We start from the raw sequence: 24260 nt of genomic DNA on the forward strand, positions 1-24260 counted from the left end.
TTTGTAGCTTGTTTAGACGCTTTTTCATAATAGGGACAATATGTGTGGGTTACTAACTCATTTAATTCTTAAAAACGTCTGTTATAGGGGACATCATTTTTAAGTGGTACTAATATCTAATTTATTTTTAATAAAAACGTTTAAATACTTAAAAAATAGATGAAATACACAAAACTTTAACATTTAAAACTAAAAACTTCATTTTACCTACTAAAATAGGTGTTTTTAGTTTTCAAAATACTATTATTTTGTAGCTTTTTTCTTTCAAAAAATTAAAAATATGAACGTTACATTAGAAACGAAGCAATATTAAATTTATTATTCGTTCGATATTATTTATTATTCGTTATCCTGTAATTAGAATTAGGAAGAAATCAATCCAATGTCATTTCTGGAATATTTCCCTCTACGATCAGATTTCCTTCGGTAGCGTTTCTTATATCTTCTACAGATACCCCAGGTGCTCTCTCAAGTAATTTGAAACCTTTTTCTGTAACTTCCAAAAGCGCTAAATTGGTCACAATTTTCTTTACACAGTTTACTCCTGTGAGCGGAAGTGAACATTTCTTAAGTAATTTGGATTTTCCTGCTTTATTGGTATGCATCATAGCTACAATTATATTTTCTGCACTGGCAACCAGATCCATTGCTCCACCCATTCCCTTCACCATTTTACCGGGTATTTTCCAATTGGCAATATCACCATTTTCAGAAACCTCCATCGCTCCTAGAATTGTTAGATCGACGTGTTGCCCTCTTATCATACCAAAACTCGTTGCCGAATCAAAAAAAGAAGCTCCCGGCATGGTGGTAATTGTTTGCTTTCCTGCATTTATAATATCTGAGTCTTCTTCGCCTTCATAAGGAAAAGGTCCCATACCCAGCACCCCGTTTTCACTCTGAAATTCTACTTCTATTCCTTGCGGAATATAATTAGCAACCAGAGTAGGAATCCCAATTCCTAAATTAACGTAGTATTTATCCTTTAATTCTTTGGCAATACGCCTTGCTATTCCGTTTTTATCTAACATAATACTTTTACTCTTTTTGAAACAATTGTCACATATTTCTTAAGTATTCGACTTTTAGGACACACCCCTTGATCGAACTGTGCGTTGTTCTATTCTTTTTTCATAATCCGTCCCTTGAAATATTCGCTGTACAAAAATACCCGGAATATGTACCTGGTTAGGATCCAACGTTCCCACAGGAACTAATTCTTCTACCTCTGCCACGGTAATTTTTGCTGCACCACACATACATGGATTAAAATTTCTAGCAGTTCCTTTAAAAATCAGATTGCCCGCTTCGTCCCCTTTCCAAGCCTTTACAAAAGCAAAATCTGCTTTAAATGCATGCTCTAGCACATACATCTTACCATCAAACTCTCTGGTTTCTTTTCCTTCTGCTACTTCGGTACCATAGCCTGCAGGAGTATAAATCGCAGGAAAGCCCCCTTGTGCGGCTCTGCACCTTTCTGCCAGGGTACCTTGCGGAATCAATTCTACATCCAACTCACCACTTAACATCTGCCGTTCGAATTCATCATTCTCACCTACATACGAAGAGATCATTTTTTTGATTTGCTTTTTTTGAAGTAAGAGCCCCAATCCAAAATCATCGACCCCTGCATTGTTAGAAATACAGGTAAGACCATTTATATTTGATTTTACAAGTGCAGCTATTATATTTTCGGGAATCCCACAAAGGCCAAACCCTCCAAGCATAAAGGTCATATCACTTTTTATTCCTGCTACTGCTTCGGTTACATCGGCTACCGTTTTACGAATCATATGAGTCAATTTTTAACTGACTAAATGTACTAAAAATATGGTAGTATATTACCATCCAATTGATGGCTTTATTTATGAAGTAATCCTATTCTTATAATATAATGTACATTGTTACATAAATACGAAGGAATATAGTATTATTTCCTCTTAGAATGAATGAATATACTAACAATAGCAACCATCTTTATGAATTATTATACTATTTCTAGTTTTAAAGAGTATGGGTTATCCATGTAAGTTTATAAACTAAAGTCATCTATATTGTCATCCTGATCTTTTCTCTTTCTAAAGGCATCACAATCTACTTCAATACTTAAGTTTTCTGGTTTTGTAAAAGCTGCTGTAGATACATTTAATTCTTTATCAGCATAGCACTTTTTCATATACAATCCCCAAATAGGCAATGCCATAACAGCACCTTGTCCATAGGCTACAGATTCAAAGTGTGTTGCTCTATCATCTGCACCTACCCAAACACCTGTACACAAGTTAGGAACAACACCCATAAACCAACCGTCGCTTTGATTTTGAGTAGTTCCTGTTTTACCTGCTATTGGGTTTTTAAATTCGTAGGGGTGCCCGGTGATAACATTTTTGAAAATGTAATTTGAAGAAGCTTCTGATCGCAAACGAGCACCCGAACCGTATTGTGTAACTCCCTCCATAAGGTTGATCGTTACATAAGCAGCTTCTTTACTGATAACATCTTTTGTTTCTGGTACAAACCGGTATAACACCATCCCATTTTTATCTTCGATACTGGTTATAGTAACAGGTTTGGTATAAATTCCTTGATTAGCAAAAGTACTGTATGCACCAACCATTTCTGAGAGCTTTAAATCTACCGATCCTAATGCGATTGACGCTACTTTCGGAATTTCTGATGCTACCCCCATTTTCTTTGCCAAGCGCACAATTGGCTCTGGTCCGACTCTATCCAATAATCGAGCAGAAATTGTATTCACAGAACTAGCCAACGCTTCCTTAAGGTTCATATATCCCGAATAACTTGGAGGGCTGTTTTTTGGCGTCCAATCCTTACCTATAACTCCATGAGATCCTGCCGGAATCGTTATCTGGGATTTTGGTAATGTATCACATGACGACAACTTAAGTTGGTCAATAGCGGTAGCATATACAAATGGCTTAAAAGTAGATCCTACCTGTCTCGCTCCATGATACACATGATCATATTGAAAATGCTTATAGCTTATCCCCCCAACCCATGCTTTTACATGACCCGTTTTTGGTTCCATAGACATTAATCCTGATCGTAGAAATTTCTTATAGTAGAGAATAGAATCTTTAGGAGTCATAATGGTGTCAATTTCTCCTTTCCAGCTAAAAATACGCATCTCTGTTTTCTGATCAAAAGACTTCTTTATTTCGGCTTCTGTTTTTCCCTCACTCAACATTTGCATTCTTCGAGCAGATGATCGGATACTTTTATTAATAATCCATTTTACTTCATCTTCTGCAATATTTCTAAAAGGACTAGTTTTATTGCTCTTTTCTTGTTTATCAAACTCCTTCTGAAGATTAGATACATGCTCTTTTACAGCTTCTTCTGCATATCGTTGCATACGAGAGTCTATAGTTACATTTATTCGTAATCCGTCTCGATATATATTATAGTATTGTCTTTCACCTTCCTCAACATTTTCTTTTGGGTTCTTTTTTACCCAATCAGCCATCCAACTTCTTACATATTCTCTAAAATAAGTCGCCATGCCGACATTATGCCCTTCTGGAGAATAGTTTAGCGTAAGTGGTAATTCTCTTAACTTTGCTCTTTCCTTCTTATCTAGGTATCCATACTTTTCCATTTGCTTTAAAACAACATTTCTTCTATTTCTTACTCTTTCTGGCTTACGCAATGGATTATAATAGGATGAGTTTTTTAACATTCCAATTAAAACAGCGGCTTCTTCTACCTTCAGTTCTTTGGGGCTTTTACCAAAATAAATTCTAGATGCAGAACTAATCCCAATTGCGTGATTCAAAAAATCATACTTATTAAGATACATCGCAATAATCTCTTTCTTTGTGTATTGTCTTTCCAAACGAGTTGCAATTACCCATTCTTTTATTTTTTGAAAATATTTTTTCCAATTCTTTGCTCTCTTACCAACAAATAGCAATCTGGCTAACTGCTGAGTAATTGTACTAGCACCTCCTTTTTTACCAAGAAAAACAAAAGCTCTCATAGTACCTCTAGGATCTATGCCAGAATGCTCATAATATCTAGCATCTTCTGTAGCGATTAATGCATCTACCAAATTTTGAGAAAGATCATCATAACTAACTGGAGTACGATTTTCTTTAAAAAAAGTTCCTATTTGCTTGCCATCTGAAGAAATAATCTGAGTAGCCAGATGATTTTGAGGATTTTCTAAATCTCTAAATGTTGGCATTTCGCCAAAAGCACCCCAACCGGCTAAAAGAAATAAAAGCATTACCAACAATAATCCCGATCCAAATAATATCCAAAATGCTTTAATGAACTTTAGCGTATTATTTATCTGGGATTTTACTCTCTTTTTTGGTTTAGATTTAGGTTTTGCCTTTGCCATATTCTGGTTATTTAAATCAATGGTTTTAGGTTATATAAATTCTTTTTTTTTGCTGAAGGGAGTTTCTTAAGCACATTTTATACGCTATTTACACCGTGTAAATACATAAAATATTTCAATAAAATTTACCACTAGCAGAGCGTAGGGTTATTTAAACAACACATATATGTAACAATGAAGGAAAATGTTACTTACTATTTATTAATTACTAGATAAAATATAGATGCATTCTTAATTTTTCAATCAGAATTTCGCTTAAATGCAATATTATTACGACACTTCGTAACTTATTTATAAACTAAACTCGTCGTCTATATTTTCATCTTGATTATTTTTCTTCCTGAAAGCACCACAGTCCACTTCGATACTTAAGTTTTCTGGTCTTTTAAAAGCAGCTGTAGATACATTTAAACTCTTATCTGCATAGCATTTTTTCATATACAACCCCCAGACAGGTAATGCCATAGCAGCTCCTTGACCAAAAGTAATTGTTCTAAAATGTGTTGCTCTATCATCTGCACCCACCCATACACCGGTACATAAGTTGGGAACGATCCCCATAAACCAACCATCACTTTGATTTTGCGTTGTTCCTGTTTTACCTGCTATAGGATTTTTAAATAGATAAGGATGTCCTGTCACCACACTTTTAATATCATATCGAGACGAGGGTCCAGTTCGCAATCGTACTCCAGAACCAGATTGTGTTACCCCTTCCATAAGGTTAATAGTTACATAGGCTGCTTCTTTGCTAATCACATCTTTTGTTTCTGGTACAAACTGGTATAATACCATTCCGTTTTTATCTTCGATACTGGTAATGGTTACAGGTTTGGTATAAATACCCTGGTTTGCAAAAGTACTGTATGCACCTACCATTTCTGATAGTTTTAGATCTACAGATCCCAAAGCAATAGAAGCTACTTGTACAATTTCTGATTCTACCCCCATTTTCTTCGCTAAACGCACAATAGGTTCTGGTCCCACTCTATCCAACAAACGAGCAGAAATTGTATTTACAGAACCTGCTAATGCTTCTTTAAGGCTCATATACCCAGAATATCCTCCTCCACTATTTTTGGGTGTCCAATCTTTATCTATTACCCCATGAGAACCTGCAGGAATCGTTATCTGAGATTTTGGCAATGTATCACAAGGAGATAATTTAAGCTGATCGATCGCCGTGGCATATACAAACGGCTTAAAAGTAGACCCCACCTGTCTTGCTCCTTGATATACATGGTCGTACTGAAAATGTTTATAATTTACACCTCCTACCCATGCTTTTACATGGCCAGTTTGTGGTTCCATAGACATTAACCCCGATCGTAGAAACTTTTTATAGTAAAGAATAGAATCTTTAGGAGTCATAATGGTATCTATTTCTCCTTTCCAGCTAAAAATGCGCATCTCTGTCTTTTGATCAAAAGACTTTCGTATTTCATCTTCGCTTTTACCTTGACTCAGCATTTTTTTCCTTCTCGCAGAAGATCTGATACTTCTATTAAGTATTCCTTCAACTTCTGCTTCTGATATATTTCTAAAAGGAGTAGTTTTGTTTTTCTTCTCTTGCTTGTCAAACTCTTTTTGCAGATTTGCCATGTGCTCTTCTACTGCTTCTTCTGCATATTTTTGCATACGAGAATCTATAGTCACATTAATTCGCAATCCGTCTCTATAGATATTATAGTATTGTGTATCTCCCTCATCATTTTTTTCTTTCGGGTTCTTTTTTACCCAATCGGCCATCCAGCTTCTTACATATTCTCTGAAATAGGTAGCCGTACCGTCGTTATGTCCTTCTGGAGAGTAATCTAATGTCAACGGCAATTCTTGAAGTTGATCACTTAGTTTTTCATCAATGTACCCATATTTTGCCATTTGCCCCAATACTACGTTTCTTCTGTCTCTAACCATATCTGGTCTTCGAAGCGGGTTAAACAATGATGAGTTTTTTAGCATCCCTACTAGTACAGCGGCTTCTTCAATCTTAAGATCCTTAGGACCCTTTCCAAAATAAATTCTAGAAGCTGAACTAATACCAATAGCCTGATTCAAAAAATCATACTTATTAAGATACATTGTAATGATTTCTTTTTTGGTATATTGTCTCTCCAGTCGAGTTGCAATTACCCACTCCTGGATTTTCTGCAAATACCTTTCTAGTTTATTTCTTGATCCCCCAGTAAACAACTGTTTAGCCAACTGTTGTGAGATGGTGCTGGCTCCTCCTTTGGTTCCTAAAAATATAAAAGCTCTAAGTGTTCCTCTGGCATCGATACCAGAATGGTCATAATATCTTGCGTCTTCTGTAGCTATCAATGCATCTACCAAATGCTGTGGTAGATCTTCATAATTAATCGGTGTTCTGTTTTCCTTGAAAAAAGTCCCTATTTGTACCCCATCCGAAGAGATAATCTGTGTCGCCAAATCATTCTGAGGGTTTTCTAATTCTTCAAATTTTGGCATTTCGCCAAAAGCTCCCCAGCTTGCTAAAAGAAATAAAAGCATTACAAGTAGTAATCCTGTCCCAAACAGTATCCAGAATCCTTTTATAAACTTAAGGGTACTATTAGTTGCAGGTTTTGCCTTTTTTTTGGATTTGGGTTTTGCCTTTGCCATATTTCAGTTATTTAAATCTATGGGTATGGGTTATATGAATTCGTTTTAAATCTATTTTATCGGTTTGTTAACCTTATTTTACTGTTTAATTTAGATACCTTGGGTATTGGTCCATTATCATGGCTTCTCTACATTTTCGATTCTAAAGCCAACATCTGTAATCCCTTCTAATGAAGATACCCCGTTTATTTCTCCATTCTTTCGCATGGCATGCTGCAATGAAATTGTATACTCTCCTGATTCCTTAAAGTATACTTTTTCTTTATACCATAGTTTACTCTCTTTAACATCAGAAAAACCTGTCCCAAGCCATTGACCATCGGGTGCTGCCATAGTATATTCTAAGGTATCCTTAACTATTTTACCGTTAGGAAATTTCATCTCACTAATGATAAATAAGTTACTATATTGATAATCGTTAGTATTTCGAACGTTAATAAAAAGATTATATGCTTTTAAAGAATCTAGATTAGGAAGAGAAAATTCAATTTCTTCATCTATTTCCCATGTATTTGAAACGGTTTTGTACTGATCAAAAACTCCTGTATCATCACAAGAAATCATACTTATAACCACAAAAACTAGTAAAAAAACCTTACGCTTTATCATTATTTCTGTTACGAGACTTGCGTCTTTTATTACGTTGGTTATTTGATTTATTAGAATTATTCTGTTTTTTACGTTCTGTAGCATCGCTTTTACCTTTTGTATTTGCTACTGTCTTTTTTTCTTGTGTTTTCCCTTTTTCCTGCGTTTTTCCTTTTGCCTGCGACTTTCTTTTATTTCTATTTCTTCTTCTATTACTTCGTTTTGGCTGATCGAATCTTGTTAAACTATCCTGCCCTACAACGTTTTCATAGTCGGTTTTGGTATCTTCAATAAATTCTGAAGCATATTCTTCGAGACTTGCTACCTTTTCTCCATTCGCATTTGCTGTAATTATTTCACTTACATCTTCAGTAGAAATCTTGTGCCAATTCATCCATTCTCCTTCATAAGCATACCACAATACGCCTTTAAAAATATCAATCTTTTGACAAATTGCGGTTCCTTTTTCGGTTTTCAGTTTTGTTTCTGTTTTAGGAAAATTAGATAATGCATCTATATAAGCATCTAACTCATAGTTTAAACAGCATTTTAGTTTTCCGCACTGACCAGCCAATTTCTGAGGGTTTAGTGATAATTGTTGATAGCGGGCCGCACTGGTATTAACCGATCTAAAATCGGTTAACCAAGTAGAGCAACATAATTCTCGACCACAAGAGCCTATCCCTCCCAATCGTGCTGCTTCTTGTCTAAATCCAACTTGACGCATTTCTATACGTGTGCTAAATTCTTGTGCAAATTCTTTGATCAATTGTCTAAAATCAACACGCTCTTCTGCGGTATAGTAAAATGTAGCTTTAGAACCATCACCCTGAAACTCTATATCAGAGATTTTCATCTGTAATTCTAATCGTATGGCAATTTCACGAGCACGAACTTTCATCCCTTCTTCACGATCTCTTGATTTTTGCCAAATATCGATATCTTTTTGAGTAGCTTTTCTATAAATTTTCTTAACCTCATCGCTATCTAATGCGACTTTTTTCTTTTTCATCTGGATACGCACTAACTCTCCAGTCAATGTTACTATACCAACATCGTGACCAGGAGAAGACTCGGTAGCTACAATATCTCCTATGCTTAATGATAAATTTTCGGGATTACTAAAGAAGCTTTTTCTTCCATTCTTAAATCGTACTTCGACGCAAGAAAATGGTGTCGAACCACTCGGTAATGACATATTAGACAACCAATCAAAAACTGTTAACTTGTTACAACCATCGGTACCACAGGTACCATTGTTTTTACAGCCCTTTGGTTGTCCATCCTTTGCAGAGGAACAACTGTTACACCCCATATTTTTTACTATATATTGAAATTTGTTTGTGATCAAACACAACAAATGTGGTTCTTACTATCGTTAGAAACTCTTTGTTTCTAACCTCTAAATCGTTAAAGATACTATATGATAAGAGAATAAAAAAATTATCTGCACCAGCGCTCTTTTTCTTTTTATCTTTATTGTTTGTATTTCAAGGCTTCAGAACGACCTTTTTTAAATATCTTATTACTATTCCCTTTGCCTTTACGCAATGCTTTTTGTTCTTCAAAAGGGAGCCTGTTAATTTCCTTACAAGATGTAGAACAACAATTTTCCATTGCTGTTGCGCATTCTTCACACTGAATAAATAAAAGATGACATGCCTCATTTTCACAATTTACATGTGTATCACAAGGTTTACCACATTGATGACAACAAGCAATTACATCATCAGAGATACGTTCTGATCTCCTATGATCAAAAACAAAATTCTTTCCTAAAAACTTATTTTCAAGTCCTTGTGCTTCTACTTGTCTTGCATATTCTATAATACCGCCTTCTAACTGAAATACATTCTTAAAACCTTTATGTTTATAATATGCGCTGGCTTTTTCACAACGTATGCCACCAGTACAATACATGACCAGTTTTTTATCTTCTTTATGATCTTTCAAATCTTCTTCAATTATATCTAAAGAATCCCTAAAAGTATCTACATCTGGAGTAACGGCTCCTTTAAAATGGCCTATCTCACTTTCATAATGATTACGCATATCCACCAGCACAGTGTCAGGATCTTCAATAAGCGTATTAAATTTTTCTGCATCTACATGCACCCCCTTATTTGTAACATCGAATGTGGTATCATTCAATCCATCTGCTACAATTTTATGTCGAACTTTGACTTTTAGTTTTAAGAAAGATTTTGAATCTTGTTCCCGAGCGATATTAAGTCGAACATTTTCTAGAAAAGTAATACTATCCAAATGTTTTTTAAAGGCTTCAAAATTGGGGGCAGGAACAGACAATTGCCCATTGATTCCTTCATTAGCAACATAGATTCTTCCCAAGACGTTCAAATCGTCCCAATGAATAAAAAGGTGATTTCTAAAAATTTCTGGATTTCCTATTTGTGCATATTTATAGAAAGAAAGCGTAAGTCGGTCGGTACCGGCTTCATCGATAAGCGCTGCTCTTTCTTTAGCACTTAATTTGTTGTACAGTTGCATGCTATACTTACGTTTTTAAGTTAAAGAAAAATATAAGTGCAAAAGTACAAATCATAAAGCAATCTGCAACTATTGTACTATGTTTTTGGGATAGAGCTACGGCATGTGTTTCATTAAAAAATGCCTTGAAATAAGATTCAAGGCATTTTTTGGCTAATCCGTTAATAATATAATATTTATTTTAACGACAAAATAATTTATTAACGGAGCTAGCGACCTTCTACTATACAATTGCTAATTGTACAGCCATTAATGTCATGTTTAATGACTCTTTTAAGAAACATCATAGTATCTTTTGATTCATTATTGCTTTTACTGTAGATGTAAAAAAGTAATATAGGTTGCGTAGCAGATCAAAAAAAAACATTTAATCATGTAAATTTTACTTTTTTTGGTCACAAAATCTAAATAGATTTTGTTGTTAATAACCATTTTAGAATCAATATTATTACTATTAAAAGAAATAGTATTTTAGCAAAAAGTTAATATCAATGTCAAATCCCGATATATTTGAACAACAAATGAGTACAGAGAAAGACGCAAAATTAAAAGCCCTTAAGCTTACCTTAGATAAATTAGACAAAGCATATGGTAAAGGGACCGTAATGAAGATGGGCGATAGTGCCGTACAAGAAGTAGATGTGATCCCTACGGGATCTCTTGGTTTGGATTTGGCTCTGGGGGTAGGTGGCTACCCTAAAGGAAGAGTAATCGAGATTTATGGACCAGAATCTTCTGGTAAAACTACACTTACGCTACATGCAATTGCACAGGCACAAAAAGCAGGTGGGATTGCTGCTTTTATAGATGCAGAACATGCTTTTGATCGCTTTTATGCAGAAAAACTTGGTGTAAATATCGATGATCTTATTATTTCTCAACCTGACCATGGAGAACAAGCTTTAGAAATTGCCGATAACTTAATAAGATCTGGTGCTATCGATATTATTGTTATTGATTCTGTAGCAGCACTAACGCCAAAGAGTGAGATCGAAGGTGAAATGGGAGATTCTAAAATGGGACTTCATGCTCGACTTATGTCTCAAGCACTTAGAAAATTAACCAGCTCTATTAGTAAAACCAATTGTACTGTGATTTTTATCAACCAGCTTCGTGAAAAAATAGGAGTTATGTTTGGAAATCCTGAAACTACAACTGGAGGAAATGCTTTAAAATTTTATGCTTCGGTACGACTGGATATTCGTCGTTCTACACAAATAAAAGATAGCAATAGTGAAGTTACCGGAAACAAAACCCGAGTAAAAGTGGTAAAAAATAAAGTAGCACCACCTTTTAGAACTGCAGAATTTGACATTATGTATGGGCAGGGAATTTCTAAAAATGGTGAAATCATTGATATAGGAGTAGATTATGAAATCGTGAAAAAAAGCGGTTCATGGTTTAGTTATCAAGATACCAAGCTGGGGCAAGGACGAGATTCTGTAAAAGCATTGCTAAATGATAACCCAGAACTAATGGATGAGCTTGAAGAAAAAATTAAAGAAGCTATTAAAATCGCAAAAGAATAAGAATTCTAGTCAACTACCTCGGAGCAAGCTCACGAAGCATCTAGCGGAAAAACAGTTTTTACATTTCGAGGCAAGCCTCGGAGAATTAAACTCCACAATGTGGATTAAAAATAAAACTCATTCTATTTATAAATAGGATCAATTTTTAAGGAATAGATAAAAAACCCGAAAAATCGGGTTTTTTTTATACCTTATAGGCAACCTTCTTCATTATATTACATCTAGATATAAAATAAGGTAACTTATTTCTCAAAACCCCAAAGCATGAGAATGATACATATGTTTTTGGTATTTTTTATTGTGATTGTCTTTACAAAATGTTCTGATAGTGACGATACTAGCTTTTTTTATGAGTTAGTACCCGTAGATAAGGTAACTGTTCCAGAGCAATTTGAAAAAGGAAAAAAGTATACTATTACGGTATATTATACTCCACCAACAAACTGTTATTCTTTTGTTGGATTAGACACAGAAATATCAAAAAATGAGCAAACCATAGCGGTAGTTAATCTTGTGGTTAACAAGAATGATTGTATGGAAAATTCTGAATTATTAAAAACCTCTTTTGAGTTTATTGCAGAGGAAGAGAAGGCGTATATTTTTAAATTTTGGCAAGGAAAACAAACAAACGGAAACAATGATTATCTAGTTATCGAAGTACCGATACTTTAATCAGTAAAAAAAGGTAGTAGTGGGTTTAGACCAACTTATAAAAAAATGTAAAAAGAATGATGCTAATGCACAAGAACAATTGTACAGATTGTTTTGTGGTAAGTTATTTTCCATTTGCCTAAAGTATGCTACCGATCACTCTAGTGCAGAAGATACCTTGCAAGATGCTTTTATTACCATCTTTGATAAAATAGGTCAATATAAGTTTCAGGGGTCTTTTGAAGGATGGATGAAAAGAATAACAATTAATACCGCATTGCAGAAATATCGAAAACAAAAGGTTTTCGAAATTATTAATGAAGATGTTATTGAAGAGGTTGATGTAGATATTGATGATGAACAAGTACCATTAGATTATCTCTTACAAATTATTCAACAATTACCAGATCGTTACAGACTGGTGTTTAATCTATATGTGCTTGATGGATATTCTCATAAAGAGGTAGCCAAAATGCTTGGTATATCAACAGGTACTTCCAAATCTAATTTGGCAAGGGCCCGAAATATTTTAAAAGAAAAACTCGAAACCAACAAAGAACTTTACGTTCAAACAATTGAAGGACGATTATGAGCGACAGAAAAAATATAGACCGTTTATTTCAGGAGAAGTTCAAAGATTTTGAGATTACTCCCGATGAAATGGTATGGAAAAAAATAAAAGCACGCCAAAAGGAAGATAAGAAAAGAGTACTATTCCTTCCTCTTTGGTATCGAGCTGCGGGAATTGCAGTTTTAATTGCTTTGATGACAGGAGGAAGTTTTCTTTATTTTGATACCGATGAATCTCAAAAGATTACGATTACAGACACTAACAAAAACACCACTACAAACGATGCTTTGGACAAATCTTCTGATCAAGCTCCAGTCATCGAACACAAAATAGAAAATGAAGAAATAGTATATGATACTCAAAAAAATGATGTAATCACCCCTCAAACAGAAACCCCATCTACAGTTAAGGCTATTACTTCTAAATCATCAAAAACAAGTACATCTGTAGCACCATTAGTAGCTCCTACCCAAAAAAGTGTAGCAGAAGCTCAACATTCGCATCAGAATTTATCTAAACAACAAGATGTATCTACCCCATTATCTGATCATACACAATCACTTACAAATCAACCTATAAAAAAACATATACCTAATAACAAAGAACAAGTATCGGGGATAGCAAAGCATGATTTTCAAAAGGAAAATAGCTTACCTCATCAAAAAATGACAAATGATCATCCCGATATACCCGCAAAGAAAGATATCGAAGAAATAGTTCTAACCAAAACAGATTCACAAAACACTAATGGTAAAAGATCACTATTTGATGAGATTGCCGAAACCGAAAAAGAAAGTGTCTCAGAAGAAACTGAAACTACTTCAAAAAAATGGAACATAGCTCCTAATATTGCTCCAGTGTATTACAATACTATCGGGAACGCATCTTCTATAGACCCTAAATTTTCTGACAACGATAAAAATGGGCAAGTAAATATGAGCTATGGGGTTCAAATATCTTATGCGGTAAATGATAGATTTAGTATTCGATCTGGACTTAACAACGTTGATCTAGGATACCAAACAGAAAATGTTGGATTTACACCAACAACCAGTAGTCAAAACTTACAATCTATAAATTATAATACTACATCTGATATTATTTTAATTTCTGACCTTGAAGAAAATCCTAAAATTTCTGCCGACATTAGAAAAAATCCTAATACACCGGCGCAAAATTCTGGACTACTTAACCAGAGTATTAATTATTTAGAAATTCCTTTAGAAATGAAGTATGCCATTGTCGATAAAAAGATTGGTATCAATATGATCGGAGGAGTTAGTACATTATTACTTCAAAAAAACAATATATATATAGAAACAGGTGATTTTGAAACACTGATAGGAGAAGCAAACAACCTCAATAATCTTAGTTTTACCGGTAATATAGGTTTAGGAGTAGATTATGAACTGTCTGATCAGTTCGAAATAAATCTTGAACCTATCTTTAAATATCAGTTTAATGCACTTAATGAAACAACTGATTTTAAACCTTATTATTTTGGAATTTACACAGGTATAAACATCAAATTCTAAAAAGAAGTAGACCTTTTTTAGTTGGTTAGATTATTGCCTATAAAGCAATGATGATCAAAGCCGTTTCTGGGGAGAAACGGCTTTGTTATTTTACATGAATACCATTTCTAATGTAAAATTACCCAAAAATGGTATTAGAAAATGGCATAGATCTATTGTATTCGATCACTAAAACGTATTAATTCATTTTCCACATTCGATGGAATTGCATCATTTTCAATCCATGTATGAACATCTCCCAAATACGACATTTGTAAATAATTTGCTGTTTCCTTAAACGGCATTGTAAAACCATCTTTTAATTCTGAATCCGATCCACAACTAATCATTCCCATAGATTTCTGGCTTAGTTTCCTTCCAATTTCTTTTTCAATTTGCAGACAATCGGTTATTCTATCCATAAACACCTTCAAAATACCGCTCATAGCATACCAATACACTGGAGTTGCAAAAATAAATACCTCATACTCTTCTGTAATTTTTTTTATCAATGGTAAAAAATCGTCTGTATTGTTTTTGAATTGATAATCATAATGACCTATTTTTTTGGCAGATAAGTCGATACTATCAAACCCTGTTCTTTCTTTAACAAAAGAAACTACTCGATGGGTATTACCATTGGCTCTAGAACTAGCTTGTATTATTACACCCTTTTTTTTCATTTTTTTATTCTTTAGTATTCATACAGCAAAACTAAAGTGCTAAAAGTTTACATCAAATAAGGGGTAAATTTTGCCCCATAAGATTATTGAAAAAATTCATAACTCAAAGGGTATAACCTGATCACAAGATTGATAAATCCTTAATGGGTCAATAAGTGCATTTTTTTAATCCTTCGACAATATTGTTAAGCTACTCTTTTACTCTATTATAATAAATCCCCAAAAGCTGTGAGTGATTTAAATACAGGAGAAAGCTGTATCCCAAGGTTGGTAATCGAATATTCAGTTTTTTTAGGAAATTGATTGAAATCCTTTTTTTGTATAAGACCATCATCAATCATTTCTTTTAATTGTTGTGTAAGTGCTCTTTTAGATGCCTCGGGTAATCCTTTTTCTATATTTTTAAGTCTTAAATTCTTCTTTAATAACGCACTTAAGATTGCAGGTTTCCATTTTCCAGAAATTACATGCAATGCTTTTTCTATAGAGCAATCACTTTTTATCGGGGTCTTTCTTTGATATGAACTCATCTTTAACACTTCATTTAATCCTATATCTCAAATTTAAAAATATACACCCATACGTTCTACAATCACTAATTTTCAATATCATTTATTGACATCTGATTGTAATACGTTTAATATAACATTTCGCGTATTTTCTCTTACTTCTTTTTTATGATCTTGCGACAATCCTTTAGTAAGAATTTCTTTAAGGATTCGAGCTCTCATTACTCCAGGTGCACCACTAAAAAAAGTATAAGAAAATCGTTTTTTATTATCCAAAAACACTAACGGAAGTATTGGGATTTGGTGGTCTATTGCAAGGCGAAACGCTCCATCTTTAAATTGATCTAACACTATTGATTCATCATCTGGCACTCCTCCTTCTGGAAAAATACAAATACTGGTTCCAGCATTTAATCGTGCTTCTGCACTGTCAAAAACTTCTTTTCTACTTTTTTGACTATTACGATCTACTAATATACATGTACGCTTATAGAAAAAACCAAATACAGGAATTTTCACCAATTCTTTCTTTCCAACAAATACAAAAGGATTTTTTACACAGTATAACATTAACATGATATCTGCCATAGAAGTATGATTAGCAACAAACATATAGCTCTTTTTGGGATCAATAGACACATCTCTTTTTATTCTTGGAATAAAACCACTACCGTACAACACGATCTTTGCCCAAATCCTGGCGACTATAAAAAATTGAGGATACCACTTTTCTGTAGAAGTAAGAATTAATAATAAAGGGAACATCACAATAAGAGGCACTCCCATAAGGATGTAAAACCAAATACGCCACAAAAGGATTAGAATATTCTTTACTATATGCATTTATCAAAAATACATAATTGATTTGAGCTATGTGAACAAAAAAATTACCTTTGTCAGTAAACTATAAAAATTACAATGTCCAGAATTCTAACAGGAGTACAGAGTACGGGAACTCCGCATTTAGGAAATTTATTAGGTGCAATTATTCCCGCTATAGAAATGGCCAATAAGCCAGAAAATGAATCGTTTTTGTTTATTGCAGACATGCACTCATTAACACAAATCAAAAACGCTGAAGCATTACGGGAGAATACATATTCTACCGCGGCCACCTGGTTAGCATTTGGATTAGACATTAACAAAACTGTATTTTATCGTCAAAGTGATATCCCACAGGTAACCGAGTTATCTTGGTACTTAAGTTGTTTTTTTCCATATCAACGACTAACACTGGCACATTCTTTTAAAGACAAAGCAGATCGTCTTGAGGATGTAAATGCTGGGTTATTTACATACCCTATGCTTATGGCAGCAGATATCTTATTATATGATGCAGAAATTGTGCCCGTAGGAAAAGATCAAACTCAACATCTTGAAATGACTCGTGATGTTGCTTCGAGAATACACTCGCAAGTAGGAGAAGTTTTTGTTTTACCAGAAATTGAATTAAAAAAAGATACCATGTATGTTCCTGGAACCGATGGTGGTAAAATGAGTAAATCAAAAGGAAATACAATCAATTTATTTTTACCAGACAAAAAGCTACGAAAGCAGATAATGTCTATAGAAACCGATAGTAAACCTCTAGAAGATCCTAAAGACCCTGATACTTGTAATGTTTTTGCTTTATACAAATTGGTTGCTACAGCATCACAAGAAGCAGAAATGCGTAAAAATTATGAGGCAGGTAATTATGGATATGGGCATGCAAAACAAGCCTTATTCGAATTACTAATCGAGAAATTTGCAGCAGAGCGTGAACGATATAATTATTATATAGACAATCTAAACGAAATCGACAAAGCATTAGAAATTGGTGCTAAAAAAGCAACAGAAGTTGCAAATGTCGTATTAAAACGAGTTAGAGAAAAAGTAGGATATTAAACAGTTTTAAAATAAAGAACCCAGATTTTTGAAATCTGGGTTCTTTATTTTAAATAGATGCTAACCATTTACATCTCCCTAAATACCTAATTTTATACATTTTAGCATTTTATTCCATAGGTAAAATTAAAATTTCCTATAAAACCATAAGTAACTTACGGTTTTCCATAAGAAATATTAAAAAAATTTTTATAGCTTACAACTAGAATTTTTTACATGATATTACTTGCAATAATGTTCGTAGCAAGTAGTGAATTGGTTATGAAGTGTAACATACTCAACTAGGATTTGCCTAACAAATTCATAAATCCTATATATCACACCACTTACCAAGCCTTTACTAACTAATAGGTGACCAATAGTGTAGATTACTAAGAATCACATAAACTAATATTTAAATTTAAAAAAGTCAGAAAGGGAATAGTCTAGTGCAGTGCAAAGGAGCCTAATTACTTCTACTGAAGGTCGGGTTTCTCCTTTTTCAATATCTATTACGGTACGATAACTTACTCCGGATTTTTCTGCTAATTGCATCAGCGTTAATCCGGCATCTAATCGTAGCCCCCGTAATCGATCGCCTAATATTTCTTTGAATTTATCGTCTTTAGCCATGCTCAAAAATGGCTAATTTCCTGTTAATAAGGTAGTTGAAAATAACCTTACAGATATAAGTATCTGATTGCCTGTATAAATTATGTAGTATATTGCATATTTTATTATATTTGATAAAACACATTTTCAGCTATGACTAAAGAAGAGTTATACCAATATATGCTAGCATATCAACAGGAACATCAATTTAACAAAAAAGAACAAAGTAATTTTATTACGCTATTAAATACCCTTAAAACAGAAAATAACAAAACTAACGAAAACCAAAAACTTCAAAACAAAAACAATTATGATGACAGAGGAAAAACTTTATAAACGTTTGATGGACCACAAAGACAAATATGGTGTAACACAAGAAGTAATGCAACATTATAAATGGGCTTTAGAAGTTCTTAGAAAATTCCCTATAGATCCCAATAACTTACAAGAGGAAGAAAATTAGTGATTACTATTTTTTTTAACTGTATCGCTACTGCTAAGGAAAACAAACGTCATTAATTGTTTCAAATTTGTTGCTTTTTATTCGTTAGCAGTATCGATAAAACAAAGTTAACATACACTTTTATAGTGTCAATTCATTGGGCATTATTAAACAATAAATTTATCGTCACCTTACCCAACACTTATTATAATTTCTGTATCAAAAAACAGCTTTTTAAATTATTCTTGCCTACCAACCTGTCTCTACTATAATTTAAAATACACTTTATGCAGTGAGACGGTACTTTTATACATTTATACTTGCAGTTTATACATTTATATAGCAAGAAAAAACATCTATTCTTATCTTTATTAGATTCAATTTAAACCAGCTATATATAATGAAAAAATCGCTTCACACAATCAAATCGTTGATATGGGTTGCCGCTGTATTTGGTGGTATCACTTTTGGAACTTCACAATCCAAAAAAATACCTCAACAAACCAGTAACAAGGGCAAAAATCAAAACAGAGGACATCAACTTTACAAACTTTCAAAGCTGCATAGCAACACTTCTCAAATCCAAAAAGCGGGTGATAACGCATTAGAGAGAATGAAATATGAGATTGAAAGAGCAAAAGACCCTAAAACGAATACCGTTCCAAAAGGTATAAAACAAGCAGCAATAGTCTTTTCTAATAAAATTGACATAGGAAATGATGCCAAACAATCTATGGCAAGAGGTGCTAAGTCGGCAAAATCTAAGGACTATTCATACTGGAAAAATCGAGGGCCTTATAACGTAGGAGGAAGAACAAGAGCTTTGGCTATTGATATAACCAATGAAAATGTAATTTTTGCAGGAGGAGTATCTGGTGGATTATGGCGTTCTTCTGATAGCGGAAAAACCTGGAGAAAAGTGACCAACCGAAGGCAAAATCCCAGTATCACGACTATTGCTCAGGATCCAAGGCCTGGCAAACATCATATTTGGTATTATGGTACGGGAGAAGGTCTAGGTAGCGCAAGCGCAGGAGGTGCTTTTTTTGGAGGGACAGGAATTTTCAAATCCACTAATGGAGGAAGAAACTGGAGGTTATTGCAATCGACGAATGATGGTGATATAACAACTTCTTCTCCTTTTGACATAATAAACTCTTTGGTTATCAATCCAACAAATGGAGATATTATTGTTGGAACTAATGATGGAGTTCACAGATCTCAAGATGGAGGTAACTCATTCGAAGAGGTATTAAAAGGTGGCCCAGAAAACACTACCGAAGTAACTGTAACCTCTACTGGGCAAATCTATGCAACTATTAGTAGTAATGGGATTCCTAATACAGGAATTTTTACCAGTTCTACAGGAGATATAGGAGATTGGACAAAAATATCTCCAGAATCCTACCCTAATGTATACAGAACGGTGATAGGAATTGACCCTTCTAACGAGAACATTGTATATTTCTTTGCTGCTGATGCAATTGGAAACCAAGGTGATTTCCTGTTTAAGTACAACGCCAATGCTACTACACCTGAAGAAACCTGGACAGATCTTACCCCTAATTTACCAACAGGTATTGGTGGCCGTGTAGGCAACTTAAACCTACAAGGAGGGTACAATATGGTAGTCAAAGTAAGTCCTACTGACCCCAATCTTGTATTTATAGGGGGCACCAATTTATACAGATCAACTACTGGATTTACAACACCTACGAGAAAAGAAGGTTGGATTGGCGGTTATTCACCAAAGAACGACATTACCGTCTATCCCGATCAACATCCTGATCAGCACGCATTAGTTTTTTATCCATCAAACCCTAATAAGGTCTTATCCGCATCAGATGGTGGCGTAGCTATTACAGAAGATATTACCACTAATCTTTCTGAAGATGAACCTGTAGATTGGGTATCTCTTAACAACGGATACCTTACTACGCAGCCCTATCATGTATCATTTGATCCATCAGCAGTTAGCGACAATCTTCTGGCAGGTTTTCAGGATAATAGTACATGGTTTACTTCTTCAGATGACCCAAAAGCTCCGTGGAGAGACCAGTTTGGTGGTGACGGAACGTATTCTGCAATTGCTGATGGAGGAAAAGTGCAATACGTATCTTCTCAATTTGGACGCATTTACAGACTAAACGTTAATGAAACTGGAGAAGACTTATCATTTACGAGAGTAAATCCTATTGCATCAGGATTTAGATTTGTTACCCCTTTTATTCTGGATCCAAACAATGATAATATTATGTATGTTCCTGCAGGAAATAGTATTTGGAGAAATAATGATCTTGATGAAATTCCGTTATTTTCTAATTCATCTACGCTGGTAAACTGGGTAAGATTAGAGAACTCTGAAACCCCTGTAGGAAGTGCCATCACATCATTAGACGTTTCGACATATCCAGTTGCAAACCGATTATACTACGGCACCAATACCGGAGGAATTTACAGAATGGATAACGCCATAGTAGATAATCAAGAAGTCGTTGATCTTTCTACAGGAAAAGGACTACCTCAAGGATTTGTAAACGATATTAACGTAGACCCATCTAATGACAATAGAGTCATCGTTACTTTCTCAAATTATAACGTAATTAGTTTATTCTATACCGAAAATGCCGGAGAAACATGGACTAATATTAGTGGAAATCTAGAGGAAAATGCAGATGGTACCGGTAATGGACCTTCCGTAAGGAGTACAGCATTTTTTGGAGGCAGTCAAGGTTTTTTAGGTTCACTATTGCAAAAAGTATATGCCGCTACCAGTACAGGGCTATATTATACCTATGGCCTACGAGGTGAGAACACACGTTGGTACAAAGAAAATTTCCGTATTGGCAATGCTGTTGCAGATGAAGTAGTCACCAGAAAAGATGGTTTTATTGCACTAGCAGCACATGGTAACGGATTATTTAGCGCAAAATTCCCTGTTTTTAACGAAGTGCCTCAACCTTCTCTACACGTTACTTATTCTATCGATGATATTCGAACCGTGAACAGAGATACCCAAAAGATCAATATCAAAGATTTATTTGTTCATTCTGAAGGGGACCCTATCGATATAGAACTTACCAACACCAATCCAGAACTTGTTGCAGCAACTATCAAAAATGATTCTCTGGTTCTTAATTTGGATGCTACATCATCAGGTGTAGCAACTGTAAACCTTATTGCAACTTCTGGGCCAGAACAAGTATCAGAAGGACTAACCATTACATTGGCAGAACCAGGAATTTATGATCAAATAGGCTCGTTGGCAGAAAGTACAACATCAGAAAACATTACCGATTTTAGTATTTTAACGCAATCTGCAGATGATTTTACAGTTCCCGAAGGAAATACCTGGACGGTAGAAAGAATATTAGCATATGGTTCCTCTGGTTCATCCAAACTAACCAATGTAACTGTAATTATATACAATGATGACCAAGGAAAACCTGGAGAAGAAGTTTACAATAGTGGTGTTATTGCTCCAATCTCTGACTCATCAGACCCTACTCTAAATATTCAGTTGCCAGAAGCACAGGTATTAAACGGTGGAAATTATTGGGTATCTGTATATACTATTATGGACTTTTCTCCAGAAAGAAACAGATGGTTCTGGTTAACACAACGTGAGCGTGTAGGTGCAGAGTCTCATTTCAAAAATGAAGATGACTTTTTCGGGACAGGAGCAACCGATTGGACTCCAACTTCTGTAGCATTTCAAAGAAATCCTAGCGATCAGATTTTCCAAATTTTTGGAACAGTTAATGAGAACCCAGAAGGAGAAAAGGAACTTGCGACTTTAAAAACCATAGAAAAAAGTGTTACGACATCTCCCAATCCTTCATCAGATAGATTTACTTTTAATTTTAACAATATAGCATCCAAAGAAAAGGTATCTATCAAAATTTACAATATTGTAGGTAATGAAGTATTCTCTAGATCAAACATTGATACAAATTCTGATCTCATCTGGGATGCTTCAGAAATGGCTTCTGGTTTTTATGTGGTAAAAATACTGGCAAGAACCCACAAGCAAGCTTTTAAAATTTTAAAACAATAAAGACAATTAAAAAATAAGGAGCTAGCATATGCTAGCTCCTTATTTTATTTTATAACTATGTACAAAATTCTATATATAACATTAGTAATCATCACTATTTCTTTCTCTTGCAAATCACTTTCTTTTGCTAAAGAAAAAAAAATAAATCAAACAACACCATTACCCAAAAAAGAAAAGCAAACAACTCCAGCCCCAAGTCAATTAAGTCCTAACGCAATACAACTAACCGCAGAAATTTATGACATTCTAAGTGATTTTAACGTATGTAACAGAAATTACAAAAAAGCCATTTTGATAAAGATCAAAATTGTATCAAATGGTTTTGCTGTTGTAAACCCCTTATCTACAGGACAAGAAATAACTTTAGGAATTCACAAATCCTTATTAGAAGGGCTCAATCAAGAACCCGAAAAACTAAAGGTAAAGCATCATGTTTCGGTTATAGTTCGTGAAAGATTATGTCTGGACACTAACATCCCTTCTTATGAAATTACTTCTATTCTTTCTAAATAATCAAGTATTATTTGAAATCCAGATAACCACACCGATAACAAGGATCACAAAAATCACAAAGAAGAATATTTTCCAGAAAGAGTATGGCCTGTTACCAGCAATATTTCCTGTTTGACCATTTATAAAAAAATTATATTTTTTACCGCTGTATCGATAGGCACTTATATAAACAGGAAGCAAAATGTGCTTAAATGTTTCTTCCGTTAATTTCATATCTATATCATGCACTCTTTGCGTATCTCCTCCAATATCAACACGAGCCCAAGATATTGCAATATTTTTTGCTTCTTTGGTAGATGCTAAATGTCCATCTTTTAAGGAGATGGTATATTTTTCTGTAACAAACCCAGCCAAAAATTTTGTATTAAAAGACTCTAGCCCCTCAAGATTCCAATTAGAAATCTTTTTAGGGATTGGGTTTTTACGTTGATGAGATGCTTTGATCAACGTATCATCTACAAAGCCACTTATTGCCCCACTTGCTGGAGTCCATCGAGTTCTTCTTTCTTGTCGTGTTTTTGTGACTGTTTTTCCGTTTACCGTAGTTGTATAAGGAACATTTACATAATAATAATCTCCTCTTTGACCGGTATAATTGGCATGCAGCTGTGCATCAAAAGTCCAATAGGGTAAATACAATCCTTTTGTATGCTGTGGGTCTAATGCGGCTTTTTTAAGATTATTTGGAGCAAACCACAATCCTTTTACCCATTTAGAAAAAATCTGATGTGATTTTTTTTGATCAAACTGAAAAGGCAATACAGCACCAGGCAAGATCCAATCTTCTTTATAAGCGTCTTCAATTATAAGAGGCATCGTACAATACACACAATGAAGTGATTTATAATTCTCTTCGATATGTTGATTTGCACCACAATTTTTACAATGCAACATCATGATCTCTTCTGAGTGAGACTGAGAGCCCATTTCGTCAAGATATGGTTTCAATTCTAATTCCTGAAACCCATTTTCATCGGGAGGAATAACTTCGTGATGACCGCAATATTCGCAATTAATTTCTGTAGTACCTGGCTTATATTTTAGTTCGGCCCCACAATTAATGCACGCTTTTTTTAGTTCTGAAACTACTTTTTCTTCTTCCATAACATCATTATCTCGCCATAAGACGAGAACTCATAAAATTGTATGTTCTACCACACACTTCATATCAAAAACTTAGAGGATATACGTATGTAAAGTATTTTATCGAGGTTGATCTGATTTACCAC

Annotated in this window: 20 protein-coding genes; 8 read left to right on the plus strand and 12 right to left on the minus strand. The window is 34.3% G+C overall.

The features are described 5' to 3' along the window. Nucleotides 1-374: 374 nt before the first annotated feature. The 7 genes from ABW636_RS13610 to trhO all read right to left on the minus strand — a co-directional run bounded on the left by ABW636_RS13610 (nucleotide 375) and on the right by trhO (nucleotide 10084). Nucleotides 375-1031 (minus strand): CoA transferase subunit B, encoded by a 657-nt coding sequence (locus tag ABW636_RS13610; RefSeq protein WP_367590589.1) that lies wholly within the window; start codon nucleotides 1029-1031, stop codon nucleotides 375-377. 54 nt (nucleotides 1032-1085) lie between these two features. Further along, nucleotides 1086-1793 (minus strand): CoA transferase subunit A, encoded by a 708-nt coding sequence (locus ABW636_RS13615; RefSeq protein WP_367590591.1) that lies wholly within the window; start codon nucleotides 1791-1793, stop codon nucleotides 1086-1088. A gap of 239 nt (nucleotides 1794-2032) precedes the next feature. Continuing rightward, nucleotides 2033-4366, minus strand: a complete 2334-nt coding sequence (locus ABW636_RS13620) for a penicillin-binding protein 1A (protein WP_367590593.1) — start codon at nucleotides 4364-4366, stop codon at nucleotides 2033-2035. A 291-nt stretch (nucleotides 4367-4657) separates the two neighbouring features. Further along, complete coding sequence (locus ABW636_RS13625; protein WP_367590594.1) at nucleotides 4658-6988, minus strand: penicillin-binding protein 1A; 2331 nt, start codon at nucleotides 6986-6988, stop codon at nucleotides 4658-4660. 117 nt (nucleotides 6989-7105) lie between these two features. Then, complete coding sequence (locus ABW636_RS13630) at nucleotides 7106-7597, minus strand: gliding motility lipoprotein GldH (RefSeq protein ID WP_367590595.1); 492 nt, start codon at nucleotides 7595-7597, stop codon at nucleotides 7106-7108. Beyond that, nucleotides 7584-8891 (minus strand): PSP1 domain-containing protein, encoded by a 1308-nt coding sequence (locus tag ABW636_RS13635; protein WP_367590596.1) that lies wholly within the window; start codon nucleotides 8889-8891, stop codon nucleotides 7584-7586. Before ABW636_RS13635 ends, ABW636_RS13630 begins: the two co-directional genes overlap by 14 nt. A 161-nt stretch (nucleotides 8892-9052) precedes the next feature. Continuing rightward, on the minus strand, nucleotides 9053-10084 hold the full coding sequence (gene trhO / locus ABW636_RS13640; RefSeq protein WP_367590597.1) for an oxygen-dependent tRNA uridine(34) hydroxylase TrhO: 1032 nt from the start codon (nucleotides 10082-10084) through the stop codon (nucleotides 9053-9055). 521 nt (nucleotides 10085-10605) lie between these two features. On the opposite strand from trhO, the gene recA reads away from it, so the two are divergent. From recA to ABW636_RS13660, 4 genes are all read left to right on the plus strand, one after another. Beyond that, nucleotides 10606-11613, plus strand: coding sequence for a recombinase RecA (gene recA, locus ABW636_RS13645; RefSeq protein WP_367590644.1), 1008 nt, complete (start codon nucleotides 10606-10608; stop codon nucleotides 11611-11613). 264 nt (nucleotides 11614-11877) lie between these two features. Then, on the plus strand, nucleotides 11878-12285 hold the full coding sequence (locus ABW636_RS13650) for a hypothetical protein (RefSeq protein ID WP_367590598.1): 408 nt from the start codon (nucleotides 11878-11880) through the stop codon (nucleotides 12283-12285). 19 nt (nucleotides 12286-12304) lie between these two features. Beyond that, nucleotides 12305-12856, plus strand: a complete 552-nt coding sequence (locus ABW636_RS13655) for an RNA polymerase sigma factor (RefSeq protein ID WP_367590599.1) — start codon at nucleotides 12305-12307, stop codon at nucleotides 12854-12856. Further along, a complete protein-coding gene (locus tag ABW636_RS13660; RefSeq protein WP_367590600.1) occupies nucleotides 12853-14370 on the plus strand; it encodes a hypothetical protein in 1518 nt (505 codons plus the stop codon). The genes ABW636_RS13655 and ABW636_RS13660 overlap by 4 nt, the downstream gene beginning before the upstream one ends. A gap of 152 nt (nucleotides 14371-14522) precedes the next feature. Here the strand turns inward: ABW636_RS13660 and ABW636_RS13665 are convergent, their stop codons facing one another. The 3 genes from ABW636_RS13665 to ABW636_RS13675 all read right to left on the minus strand — a co-directional run bounded on the left by ABW636_RS13665 (nucleotide 14523) and on the right by ABW636_RS13675 (nucleotide 16384). Next, nucleotides 14523-15032, minus strand: coding sequence for a flavodoxin family protein (locus tag ABW636_RS13665; protein WP_367590601.1), 510 nt, complete (start codon nucleotides 15030-15032; stop codon nucleotides 14523-14525). 206 nt (nucleotides 15033-15238) lie between these two features. Then, complete coding sequence (locus ABW636_RS13670; protein WP_367590602.1) at nucleotides 15239-15562, minus strand: winged helix-turn-helix transcriptional regulator; 324 nt, start codon at nucleotides 15560-15562, stop codon at nucleotides 15239-15241. Between the two features lie 78 nt (nucleotides 15563-15640). Further along, nucleotides 15641-16384 carry a lysophospholipid acyltransferase family protein gene (locus tag ABW636_RS13675; RefSeq protein ID WP_367590603.1) on the minus strand — a complete coding sequence of 248 codons (744 nt, stop codon included), beginning with the start codon at nucleotides 16382-16384 and terminating at the stop codon, nucleotides 15641-15643. Between the two features lie 75 nt (nucleotides 16385-16459). On the opposite strand from ABW636_RS13675, the gene trpS reads away from it, so the two are divergent. Next, nucleotides 16460-17428, plus strand: a complete 969-nt coding sequence (gene trpS, locus ABW636_RS13680) for a tryptophan--tRNA ligase (RefSeq protein ID WP_367590605.1) — start codon at nucleotides 16460-16462, stop codon at nucleotides 17426-17428. Between the two features lie 387 nt (nucleotides 17429-17815). Here trpS and ABW636_RS13685 read toward each other — a convergent pair whose 3' ends face one another. Beyond that, a complete protein-coding gene (locus tag ABW636_RS13685) occupies nucleotides 17816-18040 on the minus strand; it encodes a helix-turn-helix domain-containing protein (RefSeq protein ID WP_367590606.1) in 225 nt (74 codons plus the stop codon). A gap of 132 nt (nucleotides 18041-18172) precedes the next feature. Between ABW636_RS13685 and ABW636_RS13690 the strand changes: the two genes are divergently transcribed. The 3 genes from ABW636_RS13690 to ABW636_RS13700 all read left to right on the plus strand — a co-directional run bounded on the left by ABW636_RS13690 (nucleotide 18173) and on the right by ABW636_RS13700 (nucleotide 23031). After that, a complete protein-coding gene (locus tag ABW636_RS13690; RefSeq protein ID WP_367590607.1) occupies nucleotides 18173-18355 on the plus strand; it encodes a hypothetical protein in 183 nt (60 codons plus the stop codon). Between the two features lie 506 nt (nucleotides 18356-18861). Further along, a complete protein-coding gene (locus tag ABW636_RS13695) occupies nucleotides 18862-22518 on the plus strand; it encodes a T9SS type A sorting domain-containing protein (protein ID WP_367590608.1) in 3657 nt (1218 codons plus the stop codon). Between the two features lie 57 nt (nucleotides 22519-22575). Beyond that, on the plus strand, nucleotides 22576-23031 hold the full coding sequence (locus tag ABW636_RS13700) for a hypothetical protein (RefSeq protein ID WP_367590609.1): 456 nt from the start codon (nucleotides 22576-22578) through the stop codon (nucleotides 23029-23031). Here ABW636_RS13700 and ABW636_RS13705 read toward each other — a convergent pair whose 3' ends face one another. After that, the gene (locus tag ABW636_RS13705) at nucleotides 23032-24135 is read right to left on the minus strand and encodes a TFIIB-type zinc ribbon-containing protein (RefSeq protein WP_367590610.1); all 1104 of its coding nucleotides are present in this window, start codon (nucleotides 24133-24135) and stop codon (nucleotides 23032-23034) included. Between the last annotated feature and the right edge of the window lie 125 nt (nucleotides 24136-24260).

The sequence above is a fragment of the Aquimarina discodermiae genome (genome assembly GCF_040786235.1).
GTDB lineage: Bacteria > Bacteroidota > Bacteroidia > Flavobacteriales > Flavobacteriaceae > Aquimarina.

What these genes read in the sequence shown, in the direction of transcription:
- ABW636_RS13695 (WP_367590608.1), top strand. Translation starts at nt 18,862, where the DNA reads ATGAAAAAATCGCTTCACACAATCAAATCGTTGATATGGGTTGCCGCT.
- ABW636_RS13610 (WP_367590589.1), bottom strand. Translation starts at nt 1,031, where the DNA reads ATGTTAGATAAAAACGGAATAGCAAGGCGTATTGCCAAAGAATTAAAG.
- ABW636_RS13665 (WP_367590601.1), bottom strand. Translation starts at nt 15,032, where the DNA reads ATGAAAAAAAAGGGTGTAATAATACAAGCTAGTTCTAGAGCCAATGGT.
- trpS (WP_367590605.1), top strand. Translation starts at nt 16,460, where the DNA reads ATGTCCAGAATTCTAACAGGAGTACAGAGTACGGGAACTCCGCATTTA.
- recA (WP_367590644.1), top strand. Translation starts at nt 10,606, where the DNA reads ATGAGTACAGAGAAAGACGCAAAATTAAAAGCCCTTAAGCTTACCTTA.
- trhO (WP_367590597.1), bottom strand. Translation starts at nt 10,084, where the DNA reads ATGCAACTGTACAACAAATTAAGTGCTAAAGAAAGAGCAGCGCTTATC.
- ABW636_RS13660 (WP_367590600.1), top strand. Translation starts at nt 12,853, where the DNA reads ATGAGCGACAGAAAAAATATAGACCGTTTATTTCAGGAGAAGTTCAAA.
- ABW636_RS13615 (WP_367590591.1), bottom strand. Translation starts at nt 1,793, where the DNA reads ATGATTCGTAAAACGGTAGCCGATGTAACCGAAGCAGTAGCAGGAATA.
- ABW636_RS13700 (WP_367590609.1), top strand. Translation starts at nt 22,576, where the DNA reads ATGTACAAAATTCTATATATAACATTAGTAATCATCACTATTTCTTTC.
- ABW636_RS13670 (WP_367590602.1), bottom strand. Translation starts at nt 15,562, where the DNA reads ATGAGTTCATATCAAAGAAAGACCCCGATAAAAAGTGATTGCTCTATA.
- ABW636_RS13630 (WP_367590595.1), bottom strand. Translation starts at nt 7,597, where the DNA reads ATGATAAAGCGTAAGGTTTTTTTACTAGTTTTTGTGGTTATAAGTATG.
- ABW636_RS13690 (WP_367590607.1), top strand. Translation starts at nt 18,173, where the DNA reads ATGACTAAAGAAGAGTTATACCAATATATGCTAGCATATCAACAGGAA.
- ABW636_RS13705 (WP_367590610.1), bottom strand. Translation starts at nt 24,135, where the DNA reads ATGGAAGAAGAAAAAGTAGTTTCAGAACTAAAAAAAGCGTGCATTAAT.
- ABW636_RS13675 (WP_367590603.1), bottom strand. Translation starts at nt 16,384, where the DNA reads ATGCATATAGTAAAGAATATTCTAATCCTTTTGTGGCGTATTTGGTTT.
- ABW636_RS13685 (WP_367590606.1), bottom strand. Translation starts at nt 18,040, where the DNA reads ATGGCTAAAGACGATAAATTCAAAGAAATATTAGGCGATCGATTACGG.
- ABW636_RS13620 (WP_367590593.1), bottom strand. Translation starts at nt 4,366, where the DNA reads ATGGCAAAGGCAAAACCTAAATCTAAACCAAAAAAGAGAGTAAAATCC.
- ABW636_RS13650 (WP_367590598.1), top strand. Translation starts at nt 11,878, where the DNA reads ATGAGAATGATACATATGTTTTTGGTATTTTTTATTGTGATTGTCTTT.
- ABW636_RS13635 (WP_367590596.1), bottom strand. Translation starts at nt 8,891, where the DNA reads ATGGGGTGTAACAGTTGTTCCTCTGCAAAGGATGGACAACCAAAGGGC.
- ABW636_RS13625 (WP_367590594.1), bottom strand. Translation starts at nt 6,988, where the DNA reads ATGGCAAAGGCAAAACCCAAATCCAAAAAAAAGGCAAAACCTGCAACT.